Origin of the sequence: Vibrio sp. Scap24 (genome assembly GCF_013394185.1) — a bacterium.
Taxonomy (GTDB): domain Bacteria; phylum Pseudomonadota; class Gammaproteobacteria; order Enterobacterales; family Vibrionaceae; genus Vibrio; species Vibrio pomeroyi.
The window spans coordinates 417,042-432,836 of the sequence record NZ_CP041333.1 but is presented as its reverse complement, the minus strand read 5'-3'; the positions used below and the strand labels follow the sequence as shown (position 1 = coordinate 432,836).

The window sequence follows — 15,795 nt, the reverse complement described above, 5'->3', positions numbered from 1 at the left end:
TTCGCTCTTGATTGGGCCCAGTATGTTTATTCTTTTTCAAAAGGCTGAATTGGTCTCGAAAGGTTTGGTCGATAAAAAGCTAAACAAGTCTTAAAAGGGTAATTATGAAACGAGCGAAGAAATTCACCTACTCCCCGAGTTGGAGGCTATTGCTCTGCGACATGGGTATTGACCCGCTCGCAGTGCTCAAGCACGCCAAATTGCCGATGGATCTTTTCAACCGTCAGAATTTCACCTTAAATCCAAATGAGTACTACCGACTCTGGGATGGTATCGAAACCGCTTCTGGTGAAAAAGAAGCACCACTGTTACTGGCGAAATACATGACAGTCGAAGCGTTTGATCCACCGATCTTTGCCAGCATTTGTAGCCCAGATTTGAATACCGCGCTGCAACGTCTTAGCCAGTACAAACCTCTGATTGGCCCAATGATGTCTGACGTCGAAACCGATTCGAAACAGACCAGCATTACCATCAGTTGTTACGGCTACGACGCGGAGATCCCAAAATACCTTGGCGTGTCTGAGTTAGTATTCTTTACCCAATTAGCACGCTTGGCGACCAGAGAAAACATCAAGCCAATCGCTATCGAGTTACCACTACTGCCTAACAACCTAGCAGATTACAAAGCGTATTTTGGTTGCGAGTTGACACACAGTGAGCAGATAAAAATCACCTTCAGTGCTAAAGACGCCGCTTTGCCCTTCTTAACCGAGAACGTCTCTATGTGGACGTTCTTCGAAGAGTCGCTTAATAAAAAGCTGGTTGATTTGGATTCAGAAGCATCGACCTCTGAGCGAGTGAAAGCCGCTCTGTTGGAGTCGTTGCCAAGTGGTGAGAGTTCGATTGAAGGTATTGCGAGTAAGCTTGCAATGAGTAAGCGCACCCTACAAAGAAAGCTCACCAATGACGCTGAAAGCTTCCAAAATCTACTGCAAGAAGTGAGAGGTGAATTAGCCGATCACTATCTGGAAAAATCGACACTGTCACTGGGCGAGATATCCTTCTTACTGGGATTCAAAGAAGCGAACTCGTTTATTCGTGCCTACAGCAATTGGAAAGGGGTATCACCAGGTATCTACAGAGAACAAGTTCATTGATTTGTTCTCTGAGATTAATTCCAAACCAAAGCAGTGGCACAATTATGGCGCGAGCTAGTCGATCGGCAGGTGCCCTGTTTTGACTAAGATGACCGTCTCTTCTTCCACATAAGGGAAATGCTCGCTCATGTGAGGGCTGCGCATCCATGTATGTTTCGGATACTCGCCGTGTTCATCTTTGAAAGTGCCCGACAATACAAAGATCTCTTCACCACCAAAATGACGATGTGGCTGAAAGCGCTCGCCGACAGGCCACTTCACTAAAGCGACATGTTCGTGCTCAAACTCATGCAATGGCATGACTTGTAAGCCACCAATACCCGGAAGCCATTCCGTTTCTAGCGTATTAATGCGGACTTGAGTTAAGTCTCTCGCATCGAACTGATTAAGCTTAACCAAGATCGTGCAGCCATCTTTGCTTGATGGGGAATGCGCACTACCCGGCGGATTACGGATATAAGTGCCCGCAGGGAAATCTCCAGTTTCATCAGAGAAAACACCCTCTAATACAAAGATCTCTTCACCTTGCGGGTGCGGGTGCTCAGAAAATGAAGATTGAGGATCGTACTTCACCACACTGGTTGTGTGACCTGATTCTTTATCTTCCCTTTCTAACGGCTTACGCCATACTCCTTTGGCAGGGCTCGCGACCCAATCTAGTGGTTCGGTTTCTATAACCAGTATCTTTGAAAAGTCCATGTTGAACATAGTGGCGACCTTACTCTTGTTATCGTTTTAGTTATTATTGTCTTTCTAGCTTCTATTCTACGCGAATACTCATCAAGGAGGCCATCTCGTTGCTATTTACCTACGCGACAGCCACCTAAACGAATCCTAATTAATTGCGGCCAGCAATCACACCGCCATCAACATCCCAGATTGCGCCCGTTACCCAATCAGCACTATCAGATAGTAAGAAAGAGATGCTGTTTGCGATGTCTTTCGGCAAACCTACTCGACCAATAGGGTGGAATGCGTTGAAGCCTTCTAGTGCTTGATCTACTTCTTCCGGCTTAATGAATGATTCGTAGATCGGCGTTTTAACAACTGCCGGAGAAACCGCATTCACGCGAATGTTGTGGTCTGCGAGTTCCATAGCCATGTGTTGCGTTAAAGCGTGCAGACCCGCTTTTGCCATCGAGTATGCAGAAGATGGTGTCGCTTTGATTGCTTGCTTACCCCACATAGAACCAACGTTAACCACACTGCCGCCACCGTTCTTGATCATCAACTTGCTTATCGCTTGAGTGATGAAGAAAGTCGCTTTATTGAGCTGCATGTATTGCTCGTAGTCCGACTCTTGATGTTCGATGAAAGCTTTAGGGTTGAAGTAGCCAGCCGCATTAACAAGATAACCAATACCTTCTTCGATAGACTCTAGATGCGCAATAAGATTAGACACACTTGCATCATCATAAAGGTTAGCTTGCCAACCAGAGGCATGGCCTAGTGATTGAAGTTCTGACACCGCTTTATCTAACTTAGTTGGGTTATTGCCGACAACCAATACATGGATGTTTTGAGCGACTAACTGCTTCGCTGTTTCAAAGCCCATGCCGCTTGTGCCACCGATTACTACTGCAATACCATTTTTAGTGAAGTTCATTTTGTTATCTCCTAAGTCATGTGAACGTGGTAATCTTAGGCTTTGAACTAACACTATGAATAGTAAGTACAAATCGGTTAGGTAGGTACTTATTGGTACATCTTTATGAAAAATCAGGAAAACTTTTTTTCAAGAAAATCGGCACCAGAGCGTTCCGCTCGCATGGTCGAAACCATCTACGGTTGTAAATGGTCGCTAACGGTTTACCAATTATTGGCAAATGGCATTAATCGCCCCGGTGAAATGGTGCGTTCGGTCGAAGGGTTATCGACCAAGGTACTGAATGAATGCTTGAAGCGAAATGTAGAGTTCGGGATTTTAGATAAGCAAATGTTCAACGAACTCCCACCAAGAGTTGAGTATCAGGTAACGCCTTTTGGTGAGAAGTTTTTACTGATTCTGGATCAACTGGAAAGCCTACAAAACGAAATCGACGAGATGTAAGCCCAAACCAGTCAAACGAATAGCAGACACAGCAAGTACGCTTAACTCACTGGCATTTGCTCAAAGCGACCTTTTACGAAATCAATGAAGGTTCGAATTCGACTTGGTTGATAGCGGTCTCGATGGTAGATCGCTGAAAAGTCCACTTTAGGCACCACCCACTCATCAAACACCTGCTCTAGTTGTCCATCATTGAGTTCTTGTAAGCAATAAATAGTAGGAACTCGAATAATCCCGTTACCCGACTTCGCACCTTGCACCAACACTCGACCATTTTTACATTGCAGCCTGCCCGTCACATGTACATCGACCGTTTTCTTGGTGTCGTCCAACGCTTGAAAACTCCACTTACGCACCGAGCCCGTTAAGCAGTCATGGTGGATCAGATCCTTAGGGTGATTTGGCTTTCCTTTACGAACAAAATACTCTGGGCTCGCAAGTGTTCCCATCTCTATGTCCAAAAGCTTTCTTGCTATAAAACCCGCGTCTTCTAAGCTTCCCATGCGAAAAGCGATATCGAACGCGTCTTCAATCAGGTCGACTCGGTTACTGCTGAAATCAAGGCTAATACTGATATCTGGGTAGAGTTGCATGAACTCATTGACCAGATCCGCGATGATCACCTCACCCAAATAACCGCCAACACAGTTTACTTTTATGTCACCGCGCACTTCTTCGACATCGTCCACGGCAGCAATCAAGGCTTGGTCTATATTATCTAAGGCCTGTTCGCATCTCGCGTACAGATCTTGCCCTGCGTGAGTCAGCCTCAAGGTTCGTGTGGTGCGGATAAACAGCGTCACGCCCATCTGCTTTTCTAAACTACTCACTTGGCGTGATACGTGGGAGCGAGACACATCAAGCTCCTCCGCTGCTTTAGTGAAGTTACCTAAACGAGCGATAAGCACGAAAGAACGAATATCAGATAGGTTAATTTGATTGAGCATAGTCGCCAACTTACTTGTGAAATTTGAAGATGATGAAGCTATAGAGTTATGACGCTATAAAGCTATAGAGTGAATGCTTTTATTGTTGCACCACAGCAACAGTGTTTCAAGTAAAGCGCTATATATCAACAATGCTATTTTCCTTAATATACCTCCATCGCAACGAAACAAGACAACAAGCACTTGATTCGAATGCACTTAAACAATACGTCGTAGCCAACCGACGCAATTAAAGTACAGAGGAAATAAAATGAAAAAACTAATCGTAATTACAGGTGCAAGCTCTGGTATTGGTGAAGCAATCGCTCGTCGTTTAAGCGATGAAGGTCACCCTCTGCTACTTCTAGCTCGTCGTGTTGACCGCCTTGAAGCACTTAACCTACCAAACTCTCTATCTGTGAAAGTAGACGTAACAGACAAAGCATCTTTTGATGCAGCAATCGCACAAGGTGAAGCGAAGTTTGGTCCTGTCGATGCGCTTATCAACAATGCTGGTGCAATGCTTCTTGGACAAATCGATACTCAAGATGCTCAAGAATGGAAGACAATGTTCGATGTGAACGTAATTGGTCTTCTAAACGGCATGCAGTCTGTACTTGCTCCGATGATGGAACGCAACACAGGTACTATCATCAACATCAGCTCAATTGCGGGTAAGAAAACATTCCCGAGCCACGCTGCTTACTGTGGTACTAAGTTTGCGGTACACGCTATCTCTGAGAACGTTCGTGAAGAAGTAGCAGCTTCAAATGTTCGTGTTACGACTATCGCACCGGGTGCTGTTGAGACTGAGCTTCTGTCTCACACTACATCTCAAGAGATCAAAGACGGTTACGATTCTTGGAAAGAAGACATGGGCGGTGTATTGGCAGCTGACGATATTGCTCGCGCTGTATCATTCGCTTACCAACAACCACAGAACGTATGTATCCGTGAAATCGCTCTAGCGCCGACTAAGCAACAGCCATAGGCCTTTGTTATCGCGACTAAATCAGCGATGAACTAAAAAAACGCCACGACTTAACCAGTCGTGGCGCTTTTGTTTTGATTCAATCTAATTGCTAGCGATAAGCGAGATTAGAACTCAACGCGATAAACCGATGTGCTACCACTCACTTCGTTGCCAACCGCAATAAAGTGGTTACCAGAGCGAGTGAAATACTTGATTGACTCTGGGCCTAGATCACCCGCTTTCGAGTTATAAGTATCGTTGTCGCAATCACCGTCTTCATCAACTTTGGTACACACTGGTTGTGTAAAGTCTCGGGTGTTCAAGTAGCTGATGAAACTTGCGTTTTTAGGCTGTGTTACGTCGTAAACCATGATGCCACCTTGGCGCTCAAGACCAATAAAGGCATAGTGCTTTCCGTTAATCTCAGCCACTTCGATAGCCTCAGGTTCTACCCCTTTATCATCACTGCGATCGTCACCACTTTGGTTGTTATCATTGGTGCTATTGAAGTGTGCAGGATCTTGATCAAGAACGATTCGAGCAAAGTCATCACCGCTATCAAACACTAACTCGCCAGACTCATCCCAAATAGAGAAAGAACGGCTACCGAATGCTTGAATCTTTTGGTCAGCAGCAAGTGTTCCTTGTGGCTTAATCACCTTAAGGCGAGCCAGTTGTTTGTTGTCTTTCAACGCACCAGCCAATGGGTGGTTAGCGTCAACATCTAACTTCTTGCCACGCACTTCATCAACATAAGCAATACAAAAGTCTTTTTCTGTTGTGTAGTTTTCAGTGCCTTTGTAATCGTCACCATCCCACTCAAAACCTTTATCATCACACACTTTTTGCGTTGTCTTGATGCCATACTCACGGCCATCGCCTTCGTTTGCCGTCACGATGTATGTGTTACCATCAACACTGTAGCTAGTGATGCTGTCTGGCATGTAAAGCCCTTCTAACATAGCGTAGCTTTGTAGATTGCCGATATTTTTGTCTTTATTCGACGCATCCAACTGAGCGGTATCCCAAGGCTTGCCGCCTAGTCCAAGAATCGCATCGACTTGTGCACTTGCCACGTCAATTGCTGCCAATGCATTGTTCTCTTGCAAGGCAACGTAGAGTTTGCCGTTATCTGCAAACGTTAGATATTCCGGCTCCAGGTCTTGTGCAACGGTCGCATTAGGCGCTGAGATTCGAACCTTGTCGGTCAGTTCTACATGGCGAGGCTGACCTTGATTGAATGCCTTGAAATCAATTTGAGTCACTTTTGCTTGTAAAGGACCATTGGTTAAATCAATCAGTGTCACTGAACCTTCAGGATCAATGCTGTAATCCGCATTCGGCTCACCTTCGTTTGCTGATGCGATGTATCGGCCGTCTTTCGAAAAGCTCACCATGTCTGGTAATGCGCCAGCAGCGTATGTGCTAATCAACTCTAATGTGTCTGAGCGATACAGCGCAATTATGCCATTTTGTTGCTTGTCAGCATTTTCAATCGCAACAGCAACTAAGCCCTGATGAGTCGATACACTGTTCGCAGCACCAATATTGATACCCGAAGCTGTAGCGGCTGATTGAAGGTCGATAGAACCCTCAGATGTCGGTGTGCTATCAGCGTTCATCGACAACACATCGACTTTCTGCGCTTGCGCGTTAACCACATAAAGCTTATCGGTACATGAATCGTAGCTGACGATTTCGGCTGCAGAAGTATCAAACGGAGCGTCAGCAATAGAGCTGCCCACCAAAGTAAGCCCACTTACCACAGCATCGCTCGCGATTGGTTGCTGGATGGATTGGCATTGAAGGCTAAAAGCATCGAGTGATGTTTGAGATGATGTTGCAGGCTTTGAAGTTGATTGAGAACAACCAACGAGAGCCGAGCTTACTGCGATAGGTAGTAATAAAGTCAGCTTATTAAATTTACGATTCATATATCCTCCATAATTTGAATCGCGATCATAGAGGCCGCTTATGACAGTTATCTTTCCCTTTTGTTAACAATAGGTGACGACAATCGGTTTCTTTTACCCATAACAATAGAGGGTTGGAATGAGCATTCCATTAACAAGCAAGCAAAAAAAAGCGCCCAAGCTGGCTGGTGCTTGAGCGCCTTTAGTAAACTGAATAGGTAGGTTAGAAGTTATAACCACCACCGATCATGAATACCCATGGGTCAATATCAACGTCTGTTGAGTATTGTGTTGTAGTTCCACCTACAGTTTGCTTGTACTTAGCTGTCGTACCGATGTCTGCATACCAAACTGACGCATTCAGGAACCAGTCTTCATTGATCATGTAATCAATACCGATGTTGGCAGCCAAGCCCCAAGAATCATCAAGAGATAAGTCACTTAAGCCTGCAGCTTTACCCGTACCATTCAAACTTTCATCGAAAAATACAGTGTAGTTAATACCTGCACCCACGTAAGGGCGGAAGTCGCTGTTCGCTTCACCAAAGTAATATTGAACCATGAACGTTGGCGGAAGGTGTTTAGTGTCAGCCACTTTACCTAAGCCATTTACAGAAATATTGTGTGAGAATGGGCTTGCGGCTAATACTTCAAAACTGATGTTATCAGTAAACATGTAACCGAAAGTCAAACCAAGCTGAGTATCTGAATCAACTGAAAACTCTAGGTCTGAACTGTCGAGAACAGCGCCACTGCTGTCGTTTGGAGATACCGTTGCTGCACCTGCACGGATGATAAAATCACCTTCTTTATGAGCAAGAACATTCGTTGACATAAGAGCCGCAATAACCGCAATACCACATACTGTTTTTTTCATTATTATTTCCTTTTGAGGGCTTATTCTTTATTGGTGAATGAGTAATCATTTCTTATTTTGCGTGCAAGGTAACATACAATAACCCTACTTTATTGATGGAAATCAATTTGTGAAAGGTTATGATTATTTGTGTAAATTTATATCGACCCGATCACTTTATTCCTTCATTTTATTGACAGTTTTGTAATGCAACTTTTCCGTGCATCATTTTGTTAACTCTGCCTTTTCACTTTACTCTGATCTCTTTGGATCAAAATAGAGCAATCCAACATCCCGTACGCATCAATTTAGTGCAGTCTCGCAGAGTTCATTGTCACCTCGGTTAATATTCAATGAGTTACATTTGGCGTGGTGCTTGCAAGTCTATGTTCATAATCATAAATACATTGAGGTTCTGACTATGCAAGACACTCTAACAATCGTTCTGGCCGGCGGTGTTGGCTCTCGGCTTTCCCCTCTCACCGACAACCGCGCAAAACCTGCGGTACCCTTTGGTGGCAAATATCGAATCATCGATTTCACACTCGCGAACTGCCTTCACTCTGGGCTTCGCCAAATACTGGTGTTGACTCAGTACAAGTCGCACTCTTTGCAAAAACACTTACGTGATGGTTGGTCGGTGCTTAACCCCGAGCTCGGCGAATACATCACCAATGTTCCCCCGCAAATGCGCACAGGTGATAGTTGGTATAGCGGCACGGCAGATGCGATTTATCAAAACTTGTATCTGCTATCTCGCAGTGAAGCCAAGCATGTAGTGGTGTTATCTGGCGACCACATCTATCGCATGGATTACGCCCCAATGCTCAAGCAACATAAGCAGAATGAAGCTGACTTGACGGTCGCCTGTATGGAAGTTTCGATTGATGAGGCCAAAGAGTTTGGCGTGATGGAGATAGACGAGTCTCTGCAGATCAATAATTTTACCGAGAAGCCACGTTACCCCGCGTGCGTACCCGGTAGACCGACCCGAAGCATGGCTTCAATGGGGATTTACATCTTTGATAAAGAAGTACTGACACAGGCATTATTAGCTGACGCAGAAGATCCGGACTCAAGCCACGATTTTGGTAAAGACATCATTCCAAAGTTAGTCGGCAACAACAGTGTTTATGCGTATAAGTTTGGTGATGAAGAAGGACGCGTAACCCAAGACGCTTACTGGAGAGATGTGGGTACGATCGACTCTTATTACCAATCGAATATGGACCTGTTGAAACCAGCCTCACCTATCGATTTGTACCAACCGGATTGGGCAATTCGCACCTATGATCCGCAACTGCCGCCCGCACGAACCATTGCTTCGGTCGAAGGTAACCAAGGGATATTCATCAACTCGATGATCGCGAATGGCGTTGTGATAGAAGGTGGTTCAGCGCAAAACTCTATCTTTTTCCCTAAGGTGAAAGTCAGCAATGCTGCGATTGTGATTGATAGTATTCTGTTTGAAGACGTGGAGATCGGGCGAAACTGCCACATTCAAAACTGCATCATAGATAAGAACGTTAAAGTGCCAGATGGGACTCAAATTGGCATAGATAGCCTTGCTGATGCCAAGCGCTTCCACATATCAAAACAAGGCGTAATAGTGGTGCCCTCTTCTTATCAGTTTGAAGAGTGATGCGTCACTTGAAATAGCTTATCTCTGAACTAACAAAGGCAGCGAATTCGCTGCCTTTTTATTGAGTTAAGTGCTCTCAAGCATAGCTTATTTGATAAGAGCGGACTCTTTAGAATGGACCCAACTCAATCATTTGAGCGATCACAACCGAAACCAACGCACCCACTGACCAGAACAAGAATAACGGTAAGAAGAAACGAACCCACTTGGTGTAAGGCACTTTTGCAATCGCTAGTACAGCCAGCAAGCCACCATTGGTTGGGTAAATGTAGTTAGAGATACCATCGCCCAATTGAGAAGCCAATGCCGCAACTTGACGAGTTACTTCACCAATGTCCGCCAATGGAATGATGATTGGCATGGTGATAACCGCTTGACCACTGCCCGACGGAATAAATAGATTAATCGCTGCTTGTGAGAAGTAGATACCCGCCGCAGCTACAAGCTTAGAGCTGCCTGAAATGATCTGCGCAAGGTAATAGATAATTGAGTCGACAATCTTCGCGTCTTCCATAATGGTCAACACTGAGCGCGCGAAGAAGATGATCAACACAGCAACCAACACATCACTGACACCTTTGGTCCAGTATTCACAAATCTTGTTGGGAGACAAACCCGCCACCAAACCTGGAATGATCGCCATCGCCACAAACGCACCCGCAATCTCGGTAAAGCCAAAGCCCATAGTCAGGGTACCGAAGATCATGTAGGCAAACACGCCTAAGAATGCGATACCCGCGAACTTTTCACGCGTGGTCAGTGTTTTCGCTTCAACATTTGATTCGTAGTGGTACCCCGTGCCGTGTAACAAGCCTTTGGTTGGGTCTTGCTTTACTTTGCGTGCGTAACTCAACACATACCAAGCACCCGTCAATAGCATGAACATGCCAACAATAAAGCGGTACCACATGCCCGAATACATAGGCAGCTCAGCAATAGTGTGTGCAATACCCGTGAAGAATGGGTTTGCCAACGCGGCCGCGAAACCTGCGCAACTCGCGAGTAGGACTACACCAAGAGCCGTGATCGCATCATAGCCAAGCTTGATACAGATAGGGATCATCAACGAGATGAAAATGACATCAAGCTCACGCATCCCCGTGAAGGTTACGTTGAAGAAGATCGCTGTCATGATCACAGGTGCAATCACGTACAAGCCTTGTTTCTTAAGCTTAGTGGTGAGCGCAACAACCGATGCGTCTAGCAAACCCATGTGTTTGATAATACCGAAAGCACCACCAACAAACACCACAACACCCATCACGCCAGAAGCGGATTTGAAGCCTTTAAAAAATGATTCGAAAAAAGAGGCTAATGTTGTTGGATTGCTCGCTAATAGTGTGTAGCTGTCTGGGTCGATAACCGTGCGACCATTCATGACCACTCGTTCAAATTCACCAGCAGGGATAAAGTAGGTTGCGATTGCTGCAACAATTACCATGATGACCAAAGAAAGAAACGGGTGGTTTACTTCTTTCTCTGTCGAAGCTGTATTACCAGCTGGAGATGTAGGTACGGACGTAGATACCGTAGACGTCATATAGACTCCTTACTTGTCAGCAACCAAGAAGTACTTGGCCGCCAAGGGGGATTTTTGGGAAAACGAAACCCTTCACGCTGAACTAAGTTCGCGCTAACTAGGCTGTTTCTAAAAGGCCTTTGATAGATGGTGCTCTCAAATGTACATAGTGAAGTAGCGAGAACTACTCTCTTTGCGTCCGAGCAAAATGCAGATGTTCAGCCAAGTCAGGCCAAACTGAATGAGGTCATTACAAGCAGATAAACAGAAAAAGACTGTTTGGGTAATGCGTTTTTTATCAATTACAAAGACAAGCGGCGCATACTAGCACAACAGGCGGTAAAATGTCAGAAAAGCGTGATTTTTGTCACACTTTGTTGAGCCAGAAAAAAGCGCCCTGTAAAACAGCGCGCTTTGATAAATATATCGAGAGACAGATCTAATCGGTTATTTAGGTGCTAGCTCGTAGTTTTCTTGCATCTCATGAGGGGCAATACCGTACTCATAATCCGCTAAGTAGCCATCCTTATAAATCTTCATACCCTTTTCATCCCAGCTCACTTTAATCACCGCAGTTTTGCCATCTTCACTACCCATCAGCTCTAACATCTCAGCATCGATCTTAATCGCTTTGATGGTTTTAATGCGCTTAAACGGCTTAAATTCTGTGGTCGATGTTGGCAGTGAACCATAGCTGCTGATCCACGTCTCTTTTGGAACTAACCATTGGTTGAAAACATCATCAACAATCGCTTTCGGCATGCTTGCAATAACCACATCGTCTGTCATTACATTATTGGTTTCTATGCTGTAACCACCCTTTCCATCTGAAACGTAGGTAGGAAAATCAACGCCAATTTCAGATTCAGCAGGCAAACGGCCTAACGTCACCGACTTCTTAACGTAAAGTTCTGCAGTTTCAAATTGCTGCATAATCTCTGGAATTTTCTGAAACTCAACAGGCGCAGCAAAAGCATTAAAAGCGAAAGAAAGTGAAGCTGCGATGGCAGCCAATTTAACAGGCATTTTCATGGTAACGGATCCAAGTTTAACGGAGTTGTTATGGTATCCCGTACTAACAAATACCTCAATAAACTGCAGCCGCTTATATTGGTAATTGTGATATTGAGTGACGAAATCATCAGTAGTTAGTGTATTACCGTTCTCGAATCTACCGCGACGAAATTCCCTTTACCCCAATTTCAAGTCATAAATCAGTCCTATTTTTACCGTACTGTCAGCCTTATGTCAGTGGCGCAAAATGGTAAGTCCTGCATTCGAACAAAACTAAAATGAGACCTCGATCATCATTTTGAGGTTCTCATGAAGGCTATTTACATCATTGCTGCCGCGCTATTGCTGAGCAGTTCTTTGGCAAACGCAAACGTGCACAAATGGAAAAATACCGAATTTCAGACCTACTCAGACAAAACACAGGTCAGGTTTCTATTGGTAAACCGTTACACCAAACAAGCCGACTACTACCTGCGAATTGATGACAAAGAATTTCCAAACAAGATCCAATTGACTGCCAATCAAGAGATTGAGCTGGATATCAATGTGAAGACACCAGCAGGGCAAACGACCAAGAAAAAGATCTGCACACGCATGGTGACGGACTCTCCGAACAGCTACGAAGTGTGCACCAATCTTAAATTCAAGCGCTATTAACCCAATTCAAACGGTACTAACGATGCAAAAAATCATAACAACGCTGCGCAGGGCTTTATTGACTGTCGTAGCACTGGCTATCGCTTCATTGACCAGCCTTTCTATAACGAGCCCTGTATTGGCGAACCCGATACCGAGCGTATCCAACCCATCAGGAACCGACCGAGTTCGTACCTCTGAAGGTGCTTCGTGTGAGCAAGCCATTTCCACGGGCAAAACCGTTCAGTTTGGTACTTATGGCTCAACGGGCAATGAAGATAGCGACAGCTATTACAACAACTATTACTACCAGAATCAGGATGAAGCAGGCATTTACGCAGCTGTCACACTGCAGTTTGGTGGTGAAGATCGAGTTGACTGTCGTCGACTCTACGAGTTCGAGCTACGTGAGCGAGAACGTTTAGAAGAGCTGGCTCAAGCGGAACATGAGCTAAAGCTATTACAAATCGAAGCAGAGAAATATCGCCTGCTGAAGATGAAACAAAGCAATACCACTTTTTCGGAGTAAAAGATGCTTAATAAAAAACCATTACTTGGCTTAGCAGCCATATCTATTTTTGCCACTGGATCGGCATTTGCCCAACCTCCTGGTCATGAAGATGACAAAACCGGAGATGTCGTTTTCTCTGCATCAGTAGAGTCTCAATGCGGTATCGAAGCTACCGAAGATAAAGCCGACCTAGCCTTTGGCGAAAATTACAATGATTCCCATGCGACTGTGAAACTAGTTAGTAACAGAAACGGAATTAAAGTTAGAGCCGAAGAGATACAAATCGAATCTTTTGACGGACAAATCCAAAAAACTGATGTCTTTTTCCAATCAACGGGTACCACAGAACTCGACCAATCCGCTCTTGGTTGGGAGTCAGGTGTAGACATCACCCGTGATCAAATCCGTGAAGACAACAATATGAATCTATTCGCGCGTGTTGCTGTTGATGAAAGCAACCTAGATGCAAATGAAGATTACGAAGTGAAGACAAAATGGAAGATTGAGTGTAATTAACCATCATCTCTCCCACGGCAAGCCCTCTAATCACGAGGGCTTACTGACTCAGAGGCTTTATGAAAACCTTACTATTATTCTTGTCGATCTTATTTATCGCCCCCTACGCTGTCAGCACTGGGTTTGATAAACAAGAAGTCGAACAGTTCAACCAAATATGTGTCGATGGTTCAAACAATCACGAGCGCCGAATCTTTGATGCACTCTCAAATTCTGAATACATCGACTGGTCGAGTATTGAATTAATCGACACGGAAAGTCGTGTTAACTACACCGATACCACAGTCGCAGCTAAGCAAAAGGGGCGCGTCACTTGCGATCTGATTGTTGAATACAAATATCATCATGCCGACATTGTGCTGAGCTCGAGTTATCAGGTATCCCTCAAAGATAAGCAAACCATCAGCAATGTGGCAGTCACCGAACAAGCGGTCACGGACTTTATTGTCCGCGTTATGGTGAACTAACATGCTGCGTTTTGTTATCGCGTTCATACTACTTAGCTTATCTAGCTGTACATTTGCATCCAATAATCACTCTACATTGAGCTTTAAAAAGCATGTGCGGGAGCGCTGCGGGCTAGAGGTGATTAATAACCAAGGTGAGATGAGCTTTGGCCAAGACTACGATGGCCGAGCGATCACGCTTAAGCTGGAATCCAATCGAAAAGATTCGCGATTGCTGCTCAAACTGCAACATATTGATCTAGGCTCAATTGATGAGTCTCGTATCTCAGAGCTCGTACGATTCAAAGTTGAAACGCCCGTTCGTTATGAAGGAGACATCAATTATTGGCGTCAGGGCGTGGAGTTTCCTAGCGAGCAACTCGCATCGAATAAAGAAGTCGCGATTCAAGCGCGTATCACTATCCCAGAGTCACAACTGACAGCGGGTGAGTTTCACTTCAATATGGAGTGGGCAATTGAGTGTCTATAAATTCGTAACTTGAGCGCAGCTTTTTATCAAAACCAAAGATACTCACTAAGTGACAAGTTCGGAATTATAAAACTGACGAAGAGTGATTCACTGGGATTGAGCGCTACGTTAGAGCAAATTATCAAGGATGGGGTATTTTTGAACATGTCTCGAAAACACGAAACATAATATGCGATCAGTTATTCGGACTTTCAAGGGAGGAAGGAGAGATTATTTGATAACACTGAAGTCAATCACACATGTGTACTTTCTCTATTGGTTAATCTATCCGATGTTTGCTACGTTTAAATGACACAGTCATTGGAAAGGTATGATTTATGAAAATAAACGTTCAAACACATCACGTATCAATTAACGACGACTCACGTAAAGACATCGAAGGTAAATTCGAAAAGATATCTAACCATTTTCCATCACTGATTAGCTGCGACATCATCATTACAAAAGAACATGGTCAACATCAGGTTGAAGTGTTCACCAACTACGAAGGTGTACGTGTAAACGCAAAAGCTACAGATGACGTTATGTATCCGGCTATCGCATCAGCGATTAAGAAGCTAGAAGCAGGCCTAAGTAACCGTAAGGGACAATTAAAAGCAGACCTACACGAGAAACCAACAAGTACCAAGCCAGAGATTGCTTCGGACATCATCCAAGAGATGAAACTGGTATAATTACTCAAGTAGCTCGAGCTTACTAACGAATAGAAGCTTATCAAGAATTGCAAAGCCAGCACACGTTGCTGGCTTTTTCGATCTTGAGACTCAATCATCCCCTCTCGTTACCAAATCGCTATTTCAACTCAAATTCATATCGTCTTTAAATCCCTTAAGTCTCTGGTTGCTATAACAATCACGAATAGTATTTGGTAGAGTTATACCCAGAAACCTAGACCAAAATGGAATATTTGTTATGAAAAAAGTCGCGTTGATACTTTTCCTAGCCACTCAATTAATGGCTTGTACTGAGGTTGGCAGTGAAGCTTGGTGTGCAGATATGAAAGAAAAGCCTAAAGGTGACTGGACGGCAAATGAAGCGGGTGATTTTGCTAAACACTGTATTTTCTAAGCGCTCGCTTTCCGTTGAATACAGTTAAATACAGAACACACCGCATAAAAAAACGACCACTAGGTAGACCGAATTACCTAGGGTCGTTCGAGCTTTAAAATGCTAGATAGGCAAGCTCTCAACTTTCACACGAAT

The 15,795-nt window shown here is 44.4% G+C and carries 18 protein-coding genes; 11 read left to right on the top strand and 7 right to left on the bottom strand.

Annotated features, from left to right (window positions below):
• Window positions 1-104 precede the first annotated feature (104 nt).
• The gene (locus FLM53_RS17515; protein WP_176678814.1) at window positions 105-1,100 is read left to right on the top strand and encodes an AraC family transcriptional regulator; all 996 of its coding nucleotides are present in this window, start codon (window positions 105-107) and stop codon (window positions 1,098-1,100) included.
• A gap of 54 nt (window positions 1,101-1,154) precedes the next feature.
• Here the strand turns inward: FLM53_RS17515 and FLM53_RS17510 are convergent, their stop codons facing one another.
• On the bottom strand, window positions 1,155-1,808 hold the full coding sequence (locus FLM53_RS17510; protein ID WP_176678815.1) for a cupin domain-containing protein: 654 nt from the start codon (window positions 1,806-1,808) through the stop codon (window positions 1,155-1,157).
• A gap of 130 nt (window positions 1,809-1,938) precedes the next feature.
• Entirely contained in the window at window positions 1,939-2,706 is a 768-nt protein-coding gene (locus tag FLM53_RS17505) for an SDR family NAD(P)-dependent oxidoreductase (protein ID WP_176678816.1), read from the bottom strand.
• 105 nt (window positions 2,707-2,811) lie between these two features.
• Between FLM53_RS17505 and FLM53_RS17500 the strand changes: the two genes are divergently transcribed.
• Window positions 2,812-3,150, top strand: coding sequence for a helix-turn-helix domain-containing protein (locus tag FLM53_RS17500; RefSeq protein ID WP_004741127.1), 339 nt, complete (start codon window positions 2,812-2,814; stop codon window positions 3,148-3,150).
• Between the two features lie 41 nt (window positions 3,151-3,191).
• Here the strand turns inward: FLM53_RS17500 and FLM53_RS17495 are convergent, their stop codons facing one another.
• A complete protein-coding gene (locus FLM53_RS17495; protein ID WP_102398150.1) occupies window positions 3,192-4,097 on the bottom strand; it encodes a LysR family transcriptional regulator in 906 nt (301 codons plus the stop codon).
• A 250-nt stretch (window positions 4,098-4,347) separates the two neighbouring features.
• Between FLM53_RS17495 and FLM53_RS17490 the strand changes: the two genes are divergently transcribed.
• The gene (locus tag FLM53_RS17490) at window positions 4,348-5,067 is read left to right on the top strand and encodes an SDR family oxidoreductase (protein WP_010433036.1); all 720 of its coding nucleotides are present in this window, start codon (window positions 4,348-4,350) and stop codon (window positions 5,065-5,067) included.
• Window positions 5,068-5,174: 107 nt separating this feature from the next.
• Here the strand turns inward: FLM53_RS17490 and FLM53_RS17485 are convergent, their stop codons facing one another.
• A complete protein-coding gene (locus tag FLM53_RS17485) occupies window positions 5,175-6,983 on the bottom strand; it encodes a choice-of-anchor I family protein (RefSeq protein ID WP_176678817.1) in 1,809 nt (602 codons plus the stop codon).
• Between the two features lie 202 nt (window positions 6,984-7,185).
• Window positions 7,186-7,839 carry an outer membrane protein OmpW gene (gene ompW / locus FLM53_RS17480; RefSeq protein ID WP_176678818.1) on the bottom strand — a complete coding sequence of 218 codons (654 nt, stop codon included), beginning with the start codon at window positions 7,837-7,839 and terminating at the stop codon, window positions 7,186-7,188.
• Between the two features lie 400 nt (window positions 7,840-8,239).
• Here ompW and glgC point away from each other — a divergent pair, with 400 nt between their 5' ends.
• Complete coding sequence (glgC, locus tag FLM53_RS17475) at window positions 8,240-9,460, top strand: glucose-1-phosphate adenylyltransferase (protein WP_176678819.1); 1,221 nt, start codon at window positions 8,240-8,242, stop codon at window positions 9,458-9,460.
• A gap of 109 nt (window positions 9,461-9,569) precedes the next feature.
• Here glgC and FLM53_RS17470 read toward each other — a convergent pair whose 3' ends face one another.
• Together FLM53_RS17470 and FLM53_RS17465 are read right to left on the bottom strand one after the other, a co-directional pair.
• Window positions 9,570-11,000: a YfcC family protein gene (locus tag FLM53_RS17470; protein WP_176678820.1), complete on the bottom strand. Its 1,431-nt coding sequence runs from the start codon at window positions 10,998-11,000 to the stop codon at window positions 9,570-9,572.
• Window positions 11,001-11,426: 426 nt separating this feature from the next.
• A complete protein-coding gene (locus FLM53_RS17465; protein WP_176678821.1) occupies window positions 11,427-12,011 on the bottom strand; it encodes a hypothetical protein in 585 nt (194 codons plus the stop codon).
• 291 nt (window positions 12,012-12,302) lie between these two features.
• Between FLM53_RS17465 and FLM53_RS17460 the strand changes: the two genes are divergently transcribed.
• The 7 genes from FLM53_RS17460 to FLM53_RS17430 all read left to right on the top strand — a co-directional run bounded on the left by FLM53_RS17460 (window position 12,303) and on the right by FLM53_RS17430 (window position 15,660).
• Entirely contained in the window at window positions 12,303-12,650 is a 348-nt protein-coding gene (locus tag FLM53_RS17460) for a hypothetical protein (protein ID WP_176678822.1), read from the top strand.
• Between the two features lie 22 nt (window positions 12,651-12,672).
• On the top strand, window positions 12,673-13,158 hold the full coding sequence (locus FLM53_RS17455) for a hypothetical protein (protein ID WP_176678823.1): 486 nt from the start codon (window positions 12,673-12,675) through the stop codon (window positions 13,156-13,158).
• A gap of 3 nt (window positions 13,159-13,161) precedes the next feature.
• Entirely contained in the window at window positions 13,162-13,656 is a 495-nt protein-coding gene (locus FLM53_RS17450; protein WP_176678824.1) for a hypothetical protein, read from the top strand.
• Between the two features lie 59 nt (window positions 13,657-13,715).
• Window positions 13,716-14,123 carry a hypothetical protein gene (locus tag FLM53_RS17445; protein WP_176678825.1) on the top strand — a complete coding sequence of 136 codons (408 nt, stop codon included), beginning with the start codon at window positions 13,716-13,718 and terminating at the stop codon, window positions 14,121-14,123.
• A gap of 1 nt (window position 14,124) precedes the next feature.
• Window positions 14,125-14,592: a hypothetical protein gene (locus tag FLM53_RS24060; protein WP_239848910.1), complete on the top strand. Its 468-nt coding sequence runs from the start codon at window positions 14,125-14,127 to the stop codon at window positions 14,590-14,592.
• 317 nt (window positions 14,593-14,909) lie between these two features.
• Window positions 14,910-15,266 (top strand): ribosome hibernation-promoting factor, HPF/YfiA family, encoded by a 357-nt coding sequence (hpf, locus tag FLM53_RS17435; protein ID WP_017631565.1) that lies wholly within the window; start codon window positions 14,910-14,912, stop codon window positions 15,264-15,266.
• 238 nt (window positions 15,267-15,504) lie between these two features.
• On the top strand, window positions 15,505-15,660 hold the full coding sequence (locus tag FLM53_RS17430; protein WP_017631564.1) for a DUF3012 domain-containing protein: 156 nt from the start codon (window positions 15,505-15,507) through the stop codon (window positions 15,658-15,660).
• Window positions 15,661-15,795: the final 135 nt, after the last annotated feature.